Raw genomic sequence first — 1,303 nt, forward strand, 5'->3', positions numbered from 1 at the left:
GTGTTGGTCAGGCGATGCCGAGGAGGTCGAGCGGGCGCGTGAAGGGCTCGTAGGAGGCGTGGCGGAGGCCAGCGGCGATGTTGCGATGCCCGGCGGCGCGGAGGGCGTTGATCGCAAGGTTCCGAAGGGTTGCCATGTTCTCCGGGCCGTGTGCCGTGCGGATCCTGGAGGCGTCCTCGGCGAAGGTCGTGTCGCGGACGAAGTGGAGTCGGTTCTCGATGGTCCACTGCGATCTGGCGAGCCGGCCGAGCCGCTCGGGCGAGGCTTCCTGCGAGGTCAGGTCGGTGATCGCATAGATGGTCCGGCGGCTGATGGTGCCGGTCTTGAGGTCGGTGCGGTGGCGCAGGATGCGCACGGCCTGGACCGCGTGCGGGAAGTCCAGCCCGAGGCCGGTGACGGTGAGCGCCCTGGTCACGCGGGTCTCCCTGCGGCCGTGGCCGACCTCGCGGTCGTAGCGGCGCGCAGTGACGTCCTTCCACGGCAACGATCGCAGCCTGCAATGCAGTTCGGGCTGGTTGGCCTTGACCACCAGCAGGTAGTGCGCGTTCATCTCCTCGACGAGGAAGCGCGCATGGGCGCGCTGGGTGTGCAGGGCGTCGGCTGTGACGGTGACCCCGGCCAGGTCGAAGGGCGCCAGCAGCGCGGCAAAGCAGGTGATCTCATTCGTTTTGTCGGGAACCCGCAGCTGGGTGACGGTGCGGCCGTCGCCGGTCATCGCGGCCAGCAGGTGTGCGGCGGGCGAGGTGCCGTGCCGGGCGCCTCGGGCGGCCTTGCCGTCCACGGCGATCGAGTCTGATCCTGCTGGATCGGCGCCGGTCAGGTCGGCCAGGCCGCCCGGGCAGACCAGAGCGATGACCCGCCGGATCGTGGCGGCACTCGGCGCAACGTGTACGCCCAGTACGCCCACGGCCCGGGCGCCGAGACGGGCCAGGGCGTGCTGCGGAGCGCTCGCGGACCACTGGCCGATGGCCGCGTACGAGCGTGCGCCGGCGACCACCGCAGAGGCAGCGACCAGCAGCACCGCCACGAACGGGTGACGCACCCCTCGACGCCGACGCGGATCCGGCAGCAGTCGCAACCGCTCCACCAGCGACAATCCCGCCACGCTGTCCAGAGCGGGCGACTTGATCAGGCAGACGGTGGCAGACTGGCGGCACATCGAAGCTCCGGTGGTGCGAGGCGACTTGGGAAGGTCACCCCCTTCAACCGGAGCTTCGATGCGTACGTGACGGATCGACTCCCGCCTCTCACCCCGTTATGACCTGCGGACTCATGCCCTAACCGGGACTTTGCAACAGCCCTG

Annotated in this window: 1 protein-coding gene; it reads right to left on the reverse strand. The window is 70.0% G+C overall.

The annotated features are described in order from the left end of the window. Positions 1–7: 7 nt before the first annotated feature. Positions 8–1,159 (reverse strand): ISAs1 family transposase, encoded by a 1,152-nt coding sequence (locus ACIQOV_RS41770; RefSeq protein WP_331768683.1) that lies wholly within the window; start codon positions 1,157–1,159, stop codon positions 8–10. Positions 1,160–1,303: the final 144 nt, after the last annotated feature.

The organism is Kitasatospora sp. NPDC091257, assembly GCF_044757675.1.
Classification (GTDB): domain Bacteria; phylum Actinomycetota; class Actinomycetes; order Streptomycetales; family Streptomycetaceae; genus Kitasatospora; species Kitasatospora lactacystinica.